The following is a 14,068-nucleotide window of genomic DNA, read 5'->3' as shown; positions in this document are numbered from 1 at the left end:
CCGCAGCCCCCGTCGATTCTCTGGAGCGGTTGTAATTTCTTTTCGAACGGTGTCGGACGCGGTGTCGCGTCGGAGGATGGTGGCAGGATCGGCATCTTGAAGTTCGGCTGGTCGCCGGTCAGGGTCTTCAGGAAGGCGACGATCTTGGCGTTTTCTTCTGGCGTGAACTTCTTGCCGAGCTGGATGCGGGCCATGGTGTCGACTGCTTCCGGCAAGGTGTTGGCGGCGCCATCGTGGAAGTACGGATAGGTCATTTCAACGTTGTGCAGGGTCGGCACCTTGAAATTGAAGCGGTCGGCATTCTTACCGGTCACGGCAGAGCGGCCTTCGGCCGGGCTGGAGGCCTTGTAGGCTTCGACCAGACCCATCTTCTGGAAGGAGTTGCCGCCGACGGCCGGGCCGTTATGGCAGGCGACGCAACCGCTGTCCTTGAACAACTGGTAGCCGGCCAGTTCATCCTTGGCAATGGCCTTGGTGACCTTGTCCATATCGACTGTCTCGGAGCCGAAGGCTTTCTTGAATTCCGCCACGTAGCCGGGGATGGTTTGCAGCATGCTGACGGCCAGCGTGTGGGTGAAACCCATTTCGCCCGGGTTGGCAATCGTGCCTCGGGGTTTCCGTGTTGCCGGACAGCGCGCTGGGGCATCCTTACAGCAACGACATGATCAGCGTCATTCCCTTCAAGGAGCCCGCTCCGGCCCGCCGCGTGGCGCTGGCCTGGCGGCCGGGCTTCGTGCGTCCGAAGGCCATCGAGGCTCTGCTCGACGCCTTGCGCGGCCTAAGTTCGCCGGCCTATCGCTTGCTGGTCTGAGTGTTCATGAGTACTTCGGCCTGAATTTGCTGGATGCATTCGGTCAGCCTGATGTTCTGCTCATCGAATTCCCGCTTTAGTGACTCAATGGCGCCATATTCTCCGGCTGCGTGGCTGTGCAGCAGTTGGCTGCCGAGATCATGCATGTGCCGGTGCAGGTCTTCGAGCGCCTGGAAGGCTTCGACGCAGGCATAGTGCCGCCCTTCCTGGCTGTAATACCAGCGACCGAATCGGCACTGATGATGGTCGAGTTCCGGCGGGTGCAGGGTGCCGGTGGTGTCATCGAGGTAGGTGTAAAGGGCTTTTTTCCAGCGGTTGTGGTCGACGTCGGCGATCAGCATGGGCAAATCCTCGCGTGACCACTTGAAGGCCGTGGCCAGACCCCACAGCTCATCTGGCTTGAATTGCCGAATCCAGGCGGGCATCAGTGCTGCCGGCATCGGATGGGCGATGCCGAAACCCTGCGCCATGTCGCAGCCAAGGAGGAGCAGGACGAGGCCGTGCTCGACCGTTTCGACGCCTTCGGCGATGACCTGACGGCGAAAGGCCTGGGTCAGCCCGATGACGCCTTCGACAATGGCCAGGTCGTCGGCATCGTCGAGCATGTTGCGGATGAATGACTGGTCGATCTTGAGCACGTCGGCCGGTAGCTGGCGGAAGTAGGTCAGCGACGAATAGCCGGTGCCAAAATCGTCAAGGGCGAAGCTGACGCCGAGGCGCCGGCATTCGGCGAACAGCTCGGCGACCTTGGCCATGTCTTCAAGCGCCGCGGTTTCGAGGACTTCAAGCTCGATCAGGCCGGGAACCAGATTCGGGTGGGCGCTGAGCAGTTCGGCCAGGCGCCGGGAAAATCCCTCATGCAGCAGGTGCTTGCCGGAAATGTTGATGCTGACCGGCAGGTCGACGCCCTGTTCATGCCATTCGTCCATCTGGCGCAGTGCTTCCCGGATGACCCAGTCGCCGACTTCGATATCGAGTTCGCTGTCCTCGATGACGGGCAGGAAGCGCCCAGGCAGGAGCAGCCCTTCTTCCGGGTGCTGCCAGCGGATCAGTGCTTCGGCCCCGGTCACGCGGCCCTTGCGCATGTTTACCTTGGGCTGGAAGTAGAGCTCGAACTCGCCCTTGTCCAGGCCTTCCCGAATACGCCCGATTTCCTCGCGGCGAATGCGCGTGCGGCGGTCGTTTTCCGGGTCGAACAGGTGATGGCGATTGCGGCCGCCCTGCTTGGCCGCGTACATCGCCTGGTCGGCGTGGCGGAGCAGGGTGTCGGCATCGGAACCGTCATGCGGGTAGAGCGTGACGCCGATGCTCGCCGAAATGGTGATGCTGTGTTCGGAGACGCGGAAAGGCTGGCTCAGTGCGCCAATGATGCGGCCGACGGCGTGATCGCACTCGTGCAGGTCATCAAGATTGGAAACGAGCAGGACGAATTCATCGCCACCTAGTCGCGACACCGTGTCGCCGGCGCGGACGCAGGTCTTCAGGCGCTGGGCGACTTCGATGAGCAGGAAATCGCCGGCCGAATGGCCGAACTGGTCGTTGATCGGTTTGAAGTTGTCGAGATCGAGATAGCAGATGGCCAGCATCTTCCCGCTGCGTTCGGTTTGTGCCATGGCCAGCTGGAGGCGGTCGCTGAGCAGCATGCGGTTGGGGAGCTGGGTCAGCGCATCGTAATGGGCAAGATGCTCGAGGCGTTGCTGGTGCTGCTTGATGACGGTGATGTCGGAAAAAATGGCGACGAAGTTGGCGATTTCGCCGTTCCGGTTACGGACTGTGGAGATGGTGAGCAGTTCGACGAATATTTCGCCGGACTTCTTGCGGTTCCATATCTCGCCGCGCCAATAGCCTTCCTCGCCGATTTTTTGCCACATTTCATGATAGAAGGCCGGGTCGTGGTGTCCCGATTTGAGGAGGTCGGCGGTCTGGCCGATCGCTTCGTCGCGGGGATAACCCGTCAGTTCGCTGAAGGTTGAATTGACTTCGACGATCCGCCCTTTCGGGTCGGTGATCATGATGCCTTCGTGCGCATTGTCAAAAACGCTGGCAGCAAGTTGCTGGCGCTCTTCGGCGATCAGGCGCTCGGTGATGTCCTGCGATGTGCTGATCAGCGCCGGGCGACCATTCCAGTAACCATGGGTGATTCGCGTCTCGATCATGCTCTGCTCGCCATTGGCGTGCAGGATGGGCAGCGGGCAGTTGAAACGGCGGCCGGCGATGACGTCGGCCATGCTGTCGTTGGCAATTTTTTGCAGATTTTTCGGGTGTACCGTGGCAATCGGCTGGCCGATCAGGGCGTCAGGTCCATAGCCGAGGTCGTCGGCAACTGCCCGGTTGTAATGCAGGATGCGGCCATCCTCGTCGAGGATGAAAATGAAATCCTTGAGCGCATCGAACAGGCCGCTCAGGTTCTGTTGCAGGCGTCGGGCTTGCTCCTGAGCATCGAGCTGGAGCAGGGTCTGGCTGAAATGATTGCCCAACATGTCGAGCGAACGCAGCGTCGATGCCAGGATGCCGGTGGCCCGGCGGCTGCCTAGCGTGATGCAGGCGGCCGGCTGACCGGCCAGCATGATCGGCAAGGTGGTCAGGCAGCCCAGACCTTCTCTCTGGATCGCTTCGTTGTCGAGAACGCTGGTGTCAGCGCAGTGATCGCTCGGCTGCTGGCAATTGCAAATTGTCCCGCCGTCCATCGCGAAACGGGCAAACGGACTATCGGCATCGAGGCGGGCGACTTTGTCGACAAAGTCGGCGGAAACCCCGACGTGGGTCATTAGCCGGTAGCTACCATCGGCCTGTCGCCAGTGCAGGCAGCCGGCATCGATATCGGGAAAGCGCAGGGCGGCATTGAGCAGCACCTGCAGCACGGCGTCGCGCTGCAGGCCGGCAGCCAGCGCCTGGGCGATGTCGTGCTCGATTTCAAGGCGCAACTCGGCATTTTTGCGCTCGGAAATATCGACGGCGGAGGCGATGACCGCCGGCCGGCCGAAGTATCTTGCGCTGTGGAGCCGGATTTCGACCGGGAAAATGCGGCCCCCGGTGTTTTTGGCGAGGACTTCGAAGATCTGTGGCGTACCGGCCAGCGCCGCGGTGATGTGCTGGTTTATGGTCGCTACATCGGTCAGCCCGGGTTGCGTAAATGCCGCATGGCTCAGACCGATCAACTGGGCACGGGGGATGCCGGAAATTTGCTCGGCGCCGGTATTGACGTCGAGGAAGGTGCCATCCTCGGACTGGATGAACAGTGCTTCGCTGATGCGGTTGAAAATGCCGTGGAAGGTTTCCAGGCTTCGGCTCAGCTCCTGCGACCGACGCTGATGAGCGATGAGCAGCGCGGCCAGCTGGCAGGCTTGGGTCAGGCAGCCCAGATCCTCTTCGCGCGGCTGGCTGGGCTGGCGGTGATAGGCGGCGAAGGTGCCGAGCAAGAGGCCATCCGGACCGATGATCGGGTCTGACCAGCAGGCGGCGATGTCGCTTTCCCGCGCGAGTTCGTGATAGGCGGCACACAGCGGGTCGGCGAAGACGTTTTCGACAATGATGCGTTGCCTCAGCGCTGCTGCCGTGCCGCAGGAACTGAGGCCTTCGCCGATCGGCAGGCCGTCGATCGCGGCGCTATAGGCTGCCGGCAGGCTGGGGGCTGCGCCAACGCGGAGCTGCTGCCCGGCTTCGTCGCTGAGCATGATCGAACACCGCCACTCCGGCATCTCGGCTTCGACCGACTTGATGAGCAATTCGAGGGCGCGGGGCAGCGTTTCGCCGCCGATCATCCCGGCCAGCGCGGCGTTGCGCAGGCGCATGGCTTCTTCGCCGCGCCTCCGCTCCGAGATGTCGCGGGCGAAGCCGACCGTGCCGAGCAGGCTGCCATCGTCGCCGATGACCGGGGCCTTGTAGGTTTCATGCCAGATGCTCTGGTGGCCGATGACGATCTGTTCGACCACCACCTTGTTCTTGCGCGAGGCCATGACTTCAGCGTCGTCGGCCCGGAAATGATCGGCCATCTCGGGCGGCCAGAAATCCAGATCGCTCATGCCGACGATGGCACCGGTGTTGGGCAGGCAGACTGCATCGGCAAATGCGCGGTTGGTGGTCAGAAAGCGCGATTCCGTATCCTTGAGCCAGACCAGGTAGGGGAAGTTGTCGAGCAGGGCACGCTGGTAACGCTCGTTGCGGGCGGTTTCTTCAAGAATCTGCTCGCGGTTGCGGAGTATCGATTGTTGCTCGCTCAGTATGGAGTCCACCTGGCCGAGGCTGAGCGGGCTCATCAGTGTATGTTCGGAGAGCAGGCCGACGAGCAGGCCTTTGTCGTCGACGACGGCGAGGTGGCGAATGTCGTGATCGAGCATCTGCTGGGCAGCATCGGCCAGCGGGCGGTCGGCCCGGATGCAGATGGCAGGCCGGGTCATGATGGCGCCCAGGGTCGGATTGGGCTGGTCGTCGAGAAAGAAGCGAACAATGTCATGTTCGGTGACGATGCCGAGCGGTCGCCGGCCATCGACGACGAAGACACAGCTGACGCTGACCGCCGCCATGGCAGTCAGCGCATCTTCGAGATGGGCGTCGGCCGGCAGGCGGGGGAAGGTGCGTTCCATCAGCGTGTCGGCGCTGTTGAGCTGGAGGAAGAAATCGGCACCGAGATGCTTGCGGAAATCCGATTCGCTGACGACGCCGAGGGGCAATCCCGCCGCGTCGGTGACGATGACGTGGCGGATGCCCAGACTGGCGGCTTCGCGATAGGCTTGCTGGAACAGCATGTCGGCCGGGACGCTATGGACCGGGCTGGTCATCGTGTCGCCGGCCGTTTGATCCGGCGAATGATGCTGGCGCATGACGCGCACGATGTCGCGTTCGGTAATGATGCCGAGCGCCTTGCCCTGGTCGACGATGATGACCGACGAGATTTTCGCCGCCAGCATGCGTGTAGTCACCTCGCGCAGGCTGAGGCCGGGCTCGACGCGATCACTTTGGGTGGATATCAGCTCGACGATTCTGGTCGCGCGTTTTCTTGTCATCTTCGAATTCTAGAACGATTCCTGCAGTTTTCCGCTTGATGGGAGTCAATCGGACGGGCTATTCGGATGTGGAAGTGCAGTTTCCACCATGGATTGCCAGTGACCATCTGGCGCCTCGTCAAGGCTTGCCCATGGTCGGGTTTGGCTTGGGAAATGCCTTGATTCCAATCGATAAATCAATAAGTGCCGGTGTGTGGCACACGCTTTGCGTAGTGGTTCCCCTGCTCGGCAACAAAACCAACGGGGGACATACCAGTGACCGAAACCTTTTATGAAGTGCTTCGCCGCCAGGGGATTACCCGGCGCAGCTTTCTCAAATTCTGCAGCCTGACCGCGACCTCGCTCGGGCTGGGCTCTGCCGCCGCACCGCGCATCGCCCATGCGCTGGAAACCAAGGCGCGCACGCCGGTGATCTGGCTGCACGGCCTGGAATGCACCTGTTGCTCGGAATCCTTCATCCGCTCGGCGCATCCGCTGACCAAGGATGTCGTGCTCTCGATGCTCTCGCTCGACTACGACGACACGCTGATGGCTGCCGCCGGCCACCAGGCCGAGGCGATCATCGAAGAGGTCAAGAAGAAGTACAAGGGCAACTACATCGTTGCCGTCGAAGGCAATCCGCCGCTCAACGAGGACGGCATGTTCTGCATCCACGGCGGCCGTCCGTTCGTCGAAGTGCTCAAGGAAACCTGCGCCGACGCCAAGGCGATCATCAGCTGGGGCGCCTGCGCTTCCTACGGCTGCGTCCAGGCCGCCAAGCCGAACCCGACGCGTGCCACGCCGGTGCACAAGGTGATTTCCGGCAAGCCGATCATCAACGTCCCGGGTTGCCCGCCAATTGCCGAGGTGATGACCGGCGTCGTCACCTACATGCTGACCTTCGACCGCATTCCCGAGCTCGACCGCCAGGGCCGCCCGAAGATGTTTTACGGCCAGCGCATCCACGACAAGTGCTATCGCCGCGGCCACTTCGATGCCGGCCAGTTCGCCGAAGCCTGGGACGACGAGGGTTCGCGCAAGGGTCACTGTCTGTACAAGATGGGCTGCAAGGGGCCGACGACCTACAACGCCTGTTCGTCGATGCGATGGAACGGCGGCGTCAGCTGGCCGGTGCAGTCCGGCCACGGCTGTATCGGTTGCTCTGAAGAGGGCTTCTGGGACAAGGGCAGCTTCTACGACCGGGTGACCGACATCAAGCAGTTCGGCGTCGAAGCGAACGCCGACACCATTGGCAAGGCTGCCGCCGGCACCGTTGGCGCCGCGATTGCTGCCCACGCCGCCGTCTCGGCACTGGCGAGGGCGCGGAATTCGACTTCCCACGGTCAACCGGAAAAAGAGGGGGAACAGTAAAAAATGGCTGCTTACGAAACTCAAGGATTCAAGCTCGACAACTCCGGCAAGCGCGTCGTCGTTGACCCGGTCTGCCGCATCGAAGGCCACCTGCGGGTGGAAGTCAATCTCGACGACAAGAACGTCATCCGCAATGCCGTGTCCACAGGGACCATGTGGCGCGGCCTCGAAGTCATTCTCAAGGGCCGCGATCCGCGTGACGCCTGGGCCTTCACCGAACGCATCTGCGGTGTCTGTACCGGCACCCACGCGTTGACTTCGGTGCGCGCCGTCGAGGATGCGCTCAACATCAAGATTCCGGAAAACGCCAACAGTATCCGCAACATCATGCAGCTCAACCTGCAGGTGCATGACCATCTGGTGCACTTCTACCACCTGCATGCGCTCGACTGGGTCGATGTCGTCTCGGCGCTGAAAGCCGATCCGAAAGCCACCTCGGCGCTGGCCCAGAGCATTTCGAGCTGGCCGCTGTCGTCGCCGGGTTATTTCCGCGACATCCAGAATCGCCTCAAGAAATTTGTCGAATCCGGCCAGCTTGGCCCATTCATGAACGGCTACTGGGGCAATCCGGCCTACAAGCTGCCGCCCGAAGCCAACCTGATGGCCGTGGCGCACTACCTCGAAGCCCTCGATTTCCAGAAGGAAATCGTCAAGGTGCACACCATCTTCGGTGGCAAGAACCCGCATCCGAACTGGCTGGTCGGCGGCGTGCCTTGCGCCATCAACATGGAAGGCACGGGGGCGGTCGGCGCCGTGAACATGGAGCGGCTCAATCTGGTCAAGAGCATCATCGACCGCAGCATCGAGTTCACCGAGCAGGTGTACATCCCCGACCTGATCGCCATCGCCAAGTTCTACAAAGGCTGGCTGCACGGTGGTGGCCTGTCGTCGAAGAACGTCATGTCCTACGGCGACATCCCGGACAAGGCCAACGACTACTCGGCCGGCAACCTGCTGCTGCCGCGCGGCGCCATCATCAATGGCGACCTGTCCAAGGTCCATGAAATCGACCTCAAGGACCCGGAGCAGATTCAGGAATATGTGAATCACTCCTGGTACAAATACGCCGACGAAAGCAAGGGCCTGCACCCCTTCGACGGCGTCACCGAGCCGAGCTTCGTGCTCGGCCCGAACACCAAGGGCACCAAGACCAACATCAAGGAACTCGACGAAGGCGGCAAGTACTCGTGGATCAAGGCCCCGCGCTGGCGCGGCCACGCCATGGAAGTCGGCCCGCTGGCCCGCTACATCATCGGCTACGCCCAGAAGAATCCGGAGTTCAAGGAGCCGGTCGATGCCCTGCTCAAGGAACTCGACGTGCCGGTCACCGCCCTGTTCTCGACCCTCGGCCGCACTGCGGCGCGCGGTCTGGAATGCCAGTGGGCGGCGCACAAGATGTCCTATTTCTTTGACAAGCTGATGACCAACCTCAAGGCAGGCGACCTCAACACGGCGAACATCGAAAAGTGGGAGCCGAGCACCTGGCCGAAGGAAGCGATGGGCGCCGGTTTCACCGAAGCGCCGCGCGGCGCACTCGGCCACTGGATCAAGATCAAGGACACCAAGATCGACAACTACCAGTGCGTCGTGCCGACCACCTGGAACGGCGGTCCGCGCGACCACAAGGGCCAGATCGGTGCCTTCGAGGCGGCGCTGATGGACACCCCGGTGGCCAAGGCTGACGAGCCGCTCGAAATCCTGCGCACGCTGCATTCCTTCGATCCCTGCCTGGCCTGCTCGACGCATGTGATGAGCCCGGATGGACAGGAAATGACGTCGGTCAAGGTCCGCTAAGCGGTCCGGAAAGGAGGCAATCATGCTCTCTCAACAGGACATGCTGGAAGCCGAACGGCACGGTAAACAAGTCCGTTCGATCTATGTCTACGAGGCACCGGTCCGTTTGTGGCACTGGATCAATGCGCTGGCCATGGTGGTGTTGGCGGTAACCGGGTATTTCATCGGCAAACCCTTGCCGACGATGCCCGGCGAAGCGTCGGACAACTTCCTGATGGGCTACATCCGCTTCGCCCATTTCTCGGCCGCCTACATCTTTGCTGTCGGGCTGCTCGGGCGGGTGTACTGGGCGTTCGTCGGCAATCACCACGCCAAGCAGATCTTCCGGCTGCCGATCACCAATCCGCAGTGGTGGAGTGAAGTCCTCTTCGAGTTGCGCTGGTATCTGTTCCTCGAAAAGACACCGAAGAAGTACGTCGGTCACAACCCGATGGCGCAGCTCATGATGTTCTTCTTCTTCACGATTCTGGCCGTCGGCATGCTGTTCACCGGCTTCGCGCTGTACAGCGAAGGAGCCGGGCTGGGCAGCTGGCAGGACAGCCTGTTTGGCTGGGTCATTCCGGCCCTTGGCGGCTCGATGCAGGTGCATAACCTGCACCGGCTGGGCATGTGGATCATGATGACTTTCGTGCTGGTGCATGTCTACGCGGCGATCCGCGAGGACATCATGAGCCGGCAGTCGCTGATTTCCACCATGATTTCCGGCTGGCGGATGTTCAAGGACTGAGGCTTCAACTTGCGTTCGCCCCGGCGTACAGCCGTACCCGGGGCACTTTTTCAGGTGGTGACAATGACTTCAAAACGCATACTGGTCCTCGGTATCGGCAACATCCTGTGGGCCGACGAAGGTTTCGGCGTGCGCTGTGTCGAAGCCCTCAACGCCGGCTGGGAATTTCCGCCGCAGGTGACGGTGATGGACGGCGGCACGCAAGGTCTCTACCTGCTGCCCTACGTCCAGGAGGCCGATTGCCTGCTGGTCTTCGACGCCGTCGATTACGGCGATGAGCCGGGCAACTTGCGCGTCGTGGTCGGCGATCAGGTGCCACGCTTCATGGGCGTCAAGAAAATGAGTCTGCACCAGACCGGTTTTCAGGAAGTGCTCATGGCCGCCGAACTGACGCAAAAATTGCCCGCTGAACTCGTTCTCGTTGGCGTTCAGGCCGAGCAGCTAGAAGATTTCGGCGGCAGCCTGCGCGATATCGTCAAGGCGCAGATGGTGCCGGCCCTCAACATCGCGCTCGACTGGCTGGAAAAATGGGGCGCGGCCGGCCGGGTGCGTGAAGGGCTGAGCGAAGGCATCACTGACAACGCGCTGGCGATGGATGTTTATGAATCCGAACGGCCGCCGGCGGAAGTAGCTTATCGCCTCGGCGATGCGCGTTTCCTGAATATGGAAACTGCCTGACATGTGCCTCGGCATCCCCGTCCAGGTGCTCGAATGCGGCGAACATTTCGCCCGCTGTGCCGGCCGCAACGGCGAAGTGCGGGTCGACCTCAGTCTGGTCGGTCAGCAACTGCCGGGCACCTGGCTCATGACTTTTCTCGATGCAGCCCGCGAGGTGATCGACGCCGAGCGGGCGGCCGCCATCGACGCGGCGCTCGATGCGCTCGATGCCGCGCAATCCGGCGCCACCGATTTTTCTGCCTTCTTCGCCGATCTCGATCGCGAACCCCAACTCCCCGATTTCCTGAGGACACAACAATCATGAGCCTCGAACTCAAAGCCGGCCCGACCTCGCTCGAAAGACTCGAAACAGCCATCAGCCGATTACTTCAAAAACACGGCTTTTTTCCGGTTGACCGTAGCAATCCCGAATTCCCGGCCGGCCTGACAGCACTGCTCCTCACCGAAGACCCACAGCGCAATCTCGAAGTTCTGGACGCCTGCGTGATCCTGCCCGAAGCCCTCAAACCGGTCGGCGAGCAGATCGCCCGCTGGGTCGCCGGCCCCGATTTTTCCGCGGCCCTGATGCAGCAATACGGCGTGCCGCGCGCCCCGGCCGTCGTCTTCCTGCGTGATGGCCAGTTCGTTGGCGTCCTCAACGGCATCCGCGACTGGAGCGAATACCAGAATGAAATCGCCCGCCTGCTCACCGGCCCGGCTCAACCGAAGCCGATCGGCATCCCCGTCCGCGCCGCCAGCACGCAAGGAGCCTGCGCATGAACCCGTCCACGATGCGTCCCTTCCCGATTTCCGTCGTCGCCATGGGTCCCGGCTCGCAAGGCGATGAAACGCCGGATTACCTGCCGATGCCGAAAGGCATGGAAACCTTCTCGCAGCCGCGCCTGCCCGACAACGTGGCGCAAGAGGTGGTCAATCTGGCGGCCAGCCTGCTCGGCGCCTATGTGGACGAGGCCGAGAAAGTCGGCTTTGCCGGCGGCGCGACGCTCAACCTGCGCGACCTTGACGCGACGATGCGCGATGTGATCAATCAGTCCATGGGCTTCGGCGAAGTCAGCGCCTTCACCACGGCGCCGCAACACTGGCGCGTTCAGGAGACGGCATTTTCCGGCATCTGGCGCGTCCTGCAGGTCGCTGACGATGGCGCGATGGTGGTCGATCGCCTCGAAACCGGCGATATCCCGGCGCCCCTGACCGAAACGATGCTGGCCACGGCGACCGCCGATCTGCCGCCGCCCGACTACCCGGTCGGCTGCATGAACGCCCAAGCGCTCGTCGAGGAAATCCGCATGCAGGCAGCGGCCTGGCAGCCCGGCGACGCGGCGCACATCATCAACCTGACGCTGTTGCCGGTCAGCGATGCCGATCTCGACACGCTCTACGGCTGGCTCGGCCACCGCGAAGTGTCGATCCTGTCGCGTGGCTACGGCAATTGCCGGATCACCAGCACGCGGCTCAAAAACGTCTGGTGGGTGCAGTACTTCAACAGCATGGACGCGCTGATCCTCAACTCCATCGAAGTCATCGGCATGCCCGAAGTGGCGCTGGCGGCTGAAGAGGATTTCACCGATTCCGTCGAACGCCTGCGCGAATATCTCGACATGATGGTGGAGCCGGTCTAGTCTCCTCCTTCATGCGCTTCGAAGGTTCGTTTCTCAATGTCCAGCCGGGCGACCGGCTGGAATGCGGCATCTGCTGGTGGGTCTATGACCCGGAGCAGGGTGACGACGTGCGCGGCATTCCGCCCGGCACGCCGTTCGCCGATTTGCCCGATGACTGGTGTTGCCCGGGCTGTGATGCGCCTAAACACAAGTTCATGGTGACCGAATGAGCAGGGAGCAAGGCTCCATGGCTTGCCATGGAATGCGACCGGCCGCGAATGAGGTCCAGGCCCTCCCTGGACTTCTTTTGCCGGCAGGTCGCTGGCCTTGGATAGTGTCTGTTCCGGGTAAGTGGAGGGCGGAATGAGGGCTGCCAAGTGAGGTTCTGGACGACCGACCCGTCGCCCGAACTGGTCGCTGCCTTCGCCACCATTGCCCGGAGCCGGATGCACGATGTGCCGATCTGCAACCGGAGCCTGCAGGTCGAGGCCGTCGGTTTCCAGCGGACGCCGGATGGCCATTGGGCCGGGGCGATGATCACGCCGTGGGCGATCAATCTGCTCTGCCTGCCCGGTCAGGCCGAAGGCTGGCCGGCGCTGGCCGCCTGCAGCAAGCACGACTGGCATTTTCCGTCCGGCGACTATGAATTCACCGTGGCCGAGGAAGACAGCATCGGCATCTACCACCTCTGTTCGCTGTTCTCGCCGGCGCTCGAATTCGACAGCCACGAGGCCGCCCGCCTCACGGCGCTGGCCGCGGCGCACGCCCTGTTTGCCGATCCGCTGGCCGAACCGCCGCCAGCCAAGGCGACCAGCCGCCGGGCCTTTCTCGGGTTGGGGCGATGACCACCAGCGCCGGCTTACTCACTGTCAAGGCGCGTTTCAAGGCGCGCGGCCTGCACGACATTCGCGTCGACCTTAAACGCCCTTCGGTCACCCGCCTGTTCATCGGTCAGTTGCCCGATGTGGTGACCAAGACGGTTCCTTATTTGTTCACGCTGTGCTCCCATGCCCAGCGGGCGGCGGCCGAGGCGGCAGTGACAGCGGCCCAGGACGAGGCGCCACGGGTGTTCGATAGCGCCGAACTGTGGCTGGAAGTACTGCATGAAAATCTCTGGCGCCTGCTGCTCGATTGGCCGCCGGCGCTCGGTCTGCGCCCGGAAAAGGACGCTTTCATTGCCTGGCGCAACGCGCGGCAGGGTGGCGATTGTCTGGCGGTAACGCAAAATTTGTTGCACCAAAGCCTGCGCCCGATTGCTGAAAAATGCCTCGAAATGCTGGTTGACCGCAGCACCGATGAAGTGGCGCCGGACGATGGCGAACTGGAGATTCCTGCCGCCCCTTTGCTCGCCCCGGAGGCATGGCTGGAGTACTGGCAGGGCACTGCGGCACAAATGCCGGCGCTGCCTGTACCGACCTCGATTCGCTCGGCTTTTCTGGCGCGCCTGGCCGAAACCCTGGCCGCCGTCGATGCCCTGGCCAGCAGAGCACCGTTTCCCGTCGCCGGTGCCGGCGAGGGCGGCTGGGGCGTCGGGCAAACCATGACGGCGCGCGGCGTACTGACCCATGCGGTGCATGTGGTTGAGGGCGCGGTGGCCAATTACCGCGTCCAGGCGCCGACCGACAGTTATTTTGCCGATGCCACGGCCCTGTCATCCCTGCTCGGTAATCTCCAGTTTGCCTCTCTTGATCAGGCCAGACGGGGCTTGAACCGGGCCATACTGGCGCTCGATCCCTGTCTGCCCTATGTCGCCGAGGTAGTCGATGCATGAAATGTCGCTGGCCGAAGGCGTGCTGCAACTGGTCGAAGACACCGCAAAACGCGAGAATGCCAAGCGGGTCAAGCTGGTCGTACTGGAAATCGGCCGCATGTCGTCGGTCGAGCCGGAGGCGATCAAGTTCTGTTTCGAGGCGGTGACGCACGGCAGCATTGCCCAAGGCGCCGCGCTGGAGATTGTTAACGTGCCGGGCGCCGGCTGGTGCATGCTATGTGCCGAAACAGTGCCGATGCAGGAACTCTACGGCGCCTGCCCGAAATGCGGCAGCCACCAGGTCCAGGCCACCGGCGGCACGGAAATGCGGGTCAAGGAAATAGAGATCGAATAATC

13 protein-coding genes and 1 pseudogene are annotated in these 14,068 nt (G+C 62.4%); 12 read left to right on the top strand and 2 right to left on the bottom strand.

What is annotated here, in order from left to right; genetic code table 11:
• Positions 1-41 precede the first annotated feature (41 nt).
• Positions 42-608: pseudogene (locus KI610_RS18885) on the bottom strand (cytochrome-c peroxidase); the annotation flags it as partial.
• 11 nt (positions 609-619) lie between these two features.
• Between KI610_RS18885 and KI610_RS18880 the strand changes: the two are divergent.
• Entirely contained in the window at positions 620-811 is a 192-nt protein-coding gene (locus tag KI610_RS18880; RefSeq protein WP_226496478.1) for a type 2 periplasmic-binding domain-containing protein, read from the top strand.
• Here KI610_RS18880 and KI610_RS18875 read toward each other — a convergent pair.
• Positions 793-5,814, bottom strand: a complete 5,022-nt coding sequence (locus KI610_RS18875) for an EAL domain-containing protein (RefSeq protein ID WP_226496477.1) — start codon at positions 5,812-5,814, stop codon at positions 793-795. The two genes, KI610_RS18880 and KI610_RS18875, sit on opposite strands and share 19 nt — an antisense overlap.
• Before the next feature lie 255 nt (positions 5,815-6,069).
• Here KI610_RS18875 and KI610_RS18870 point away from each other — a divergent pair, with 255 nt between their 5' ends.
• The 11 genes from KI610_RS18870 to hypA all read left to right on the top strand — a co-directional run bounded on the left by KI610_RS18870 (position 6,070) and on the right by hypA (position 14,066).
• Complete coding sequence (locus KI610_RS18870) at positions 6,070-7,164, top strand: hydrogenase small subunit (protein ID WP_319004193.1); 1,095 nt, start codon at positions 6,070-6,072, stop codon at positions 7,162-7,164.
• A gap of 3 nt (positions 7,165-7,167) precedes the next feature.
• Positions 7,168-8,958, top strand: a complete 1,791-nt coding sequence (locus tag KI610_RS18865; protein WP_226496476.1) for a nickel-dependent hydrogenase large subunit — start codon at positions 7,168-7,170, stop codon at positions 8,956-8,958.
• 22 nt (positions 8,959-8,980) lie between these two features.
• Entirely contained in the window at positions 8,981-9,685 is a 705-nt protein-coding gene (gene cybH, locus KI610_RS18860; RefSeq protein ID WP_226496475.1) for a Ni/Fe-hydrogenase, b-type cytochrome subunit, read from the top strand.
• A 63-nt stretch (positions 9,686-9,748) separates the two neighbouring features.
• Entirely contained in the window at positions 9,749-10,363 is a 615-nt protein-coding gene (locus tag KI610_RS18855; protein ID WP_226496474.1) for a HyaD/HybD family hydrogenase maturation endopeptidase, read from the top strand.
• 1 nt (position 10,364) lies between these two features.
• Positions 10,365-10,667: a HypC/HybG/HupF family hydrogenase formation chaperone gene (locus tag KI610_RS18850; protein ID WP_226496473.1), complete on the top strand. Its 303-nt coding sequence runs from the start codon at positions 10,365-10,367 to the stop codon at positions 10,665-10,667.
• Positions 10,664-11,122 carry a thioredoxin domain-containing protein gene (locus KI610_RS18845; RefSeq protein WP_226496472.1) on the top strand — a complete coding sequence of 153 codons (459 nt, stop codon included), beginning with the start codon at positions 10,664-10,666 and terminating at the stop codon, positions 11,120-11,122. The genes KI610_RS18850 and KI610_RS18845 overlap by 4 nt, the downstream gene beginning before the upstream one ends.
• The gene (locus tag KI610_RS18840; RefSeq protein ID WP_226496471.1) at positions 11,119-11,982 is read left to right on the top strand and encodes a hydrogenase expression/formation protein; all 864 of its coding nucleotides are present in this window, start codon (positions 11,119-11,121) and stop codon (positions 11,980-11,982) included. The genes KI610_RS18845 and KI610_RS18840 overlap by 4 nt, the downstream gene beginning before the upstream one ends.
• Before the next feature lie 11 nt (positions 11,983-11,993).
• The gene (locus tag KI610_RS18835) at positions 11,994-12,191 is read left to right on the top strand and encodes a rubredoxin (RefSeq protein ID WP_226402793.1); all 198 of its coding nucleotides are present in this window, start codon (positions 11,994-11,996) and stop codon (positions 12,189-12,191) included.
• Positions 12,192-12,338: 147 nt separating this feature from the next.
• Positions 12,339-12,806, top strand: a complete 468-nt coding sequence (gene hybE, locus KI610_RS18830; protein ID WP_226496470.1) for a [NiFe]-hydrogenase assembly chaperone HybE — start codon at positions 12,339-12,341, stop codon at positions 12,804-12,806.
• Positions 12,803-13,732, top strand: coding sequence for a hypothetical protein (locus KI610_RS18825; RefSeq protein WP_226496469.1), 930 nt, complete (start codon positions 12,803-12,805; stop codon positions 13,730-13,732). The genes hybE and KI610_RS18825 overlap by 4 nt, the downstream gene beginning before the upstream one ends.
• Positions 13,725-14,066, top strand: coding sequence for a hydrogenase maturation nickel metallochaperone HypA (hypA, locus tag KI610_RS18820; protein ID WP_226496468.1), 342 nt, complete (start codon positions 13,725-13,727; stop codon positions 14,064-14,066). The genes KI610_RS18825 and hypA overlap by 8 nt, the downstream gene beginning before the upstream one ends.
• Positions 14,067-14,068 lie beyond the last annotated feature (2 nt).

It is taken from the genome of Ferribacterium limneticum (genome assembly GCF_020510565.1).
Taxonomy (GTDB): Bacteria; Pseudomonadota; Gammaproteobacteria; order Burkholderiales; family Rhodocyclaceae; genus Azonexus; species Azonexus limneticus_B.
Note: the sequence above shows the minus strand (reverse complement) of the source record. Positions and strands in the feature narration are given on the sequence as shown.

Bases quoted from the DNA above. Each gene is read 5' to 3' on its own strand.
- KI610_RS18875 (WP_226496477.1), bottom strand. From the start codon at position 5,814: ATGACAAGAAAACGCGCGACCAGAATCGTCGAGCTGATATCCACCCAA.
- KI610_RS18865 (WP_226496476.1), top strand. From the start codon at position 7,168: ATGGCTGCTTACGAAACTCAAGGATTCAAGCTCGACAACTCCGGCAAG.
- cybH (WP_226496475.1), top strand. From the start codon at position 8,981: ATGCTCTCTCAACAGGACATGCTGGAAGCCGAACGGCACGGTAAACAA.
- KI610_RS18855 (WP_226496474.1), top strand. From the start codon at position 9,749: ATGACTTCAAAACGCATACTGGTCCTCGGTATCGGCAACATCCTGTGG.
- KI610_RS18850 (WP_226496473.1), top strand. From the start codon at position 10,365: ATGTGCCTCGGCATCCCCGTCCAGGTGCTCGAATGCGGCGAACATTTC.
- KI610_RS18845 (WP_226496472.1), top strand. From the start codon at position 10,664: ATGAGCCTCGAACTCAAAGCCGGCCCGACCTCGCTCGAAAGACTCGAA.
- KI610_RS18840 (WP_226496471.1), top strand. From the start codon at position 11,119: ATGAACCCGTCCACGATGCGTCCCTTCCCGATTTCCGTCGTCGCCATG.
- KI610_RS18835 (WP_226402793.1), top strand. From the start codon at position 11,994: ATGCGCTTCGAAGGTTCGTTTCTCAATGTCCAGCCGGGCGACCGGCTG.
- KI610_RS18825 (WP_226496469.1), top strand. From the start codon at position 12,803: ATGACCACCAGCGCCGGCTTACTCACTGTCAAGGCGCGTTTCAAGGCG.
- hypA (WP_226496468.1), top strand. From the start codon at position 13,725: ATGCATGAAATGTCGCTGGCCGAAGGCGTGCTGCAACTGGTCGAAGAC.